Below are 212 nucleotides of genomic sequence, written 5' to 3'. Positions count from 1 at the left end.
CGATCGGTTCGTCCGTCCAGTGAAGCAGGTCGTCGCTGACGGCGTGACCCCAGTGGATGGCGTTGTGAAACGGCCCCGCGGGGTTGTACTGGTAGAACAGATGATACCGCCCGTTCCAGCGGATCAGCCCGTTCGGATCGTTCAGCCAGTTCGCCGGCGGGGTGAAGTGATAGCGTGGCCGAGCGGGATCGCCCGCGAACGCCTCTCGCATC

The 212-nt window shown here is 64.6% G+C and carries 1 pseudogene; it reads right to left on the bottom strand.

Annotated features, from left to right (window positions below):
- Positions 1 to 212: pseudogene (locus EXE44_RS19915) on the bottom strand (sucrose-6-phosphate hydrolase); the annotation flags it as partial.

It is taken from the genome of Halorubrum sp. SS7 (assembly GCF_005435055.1).
GTDB classification, from domain to species: domain Archaea; phylum Halobacteriota; class Halobacteria; order Halobacteriales; family Haloferacaceae; genus Halorubrum; species Halorubrum salinarum.
The sequence above is the reverse complement of the archived record's forward strand: the minus strand, read 5'-3'. Positions and strand labels throughout refer to the sequence as shown.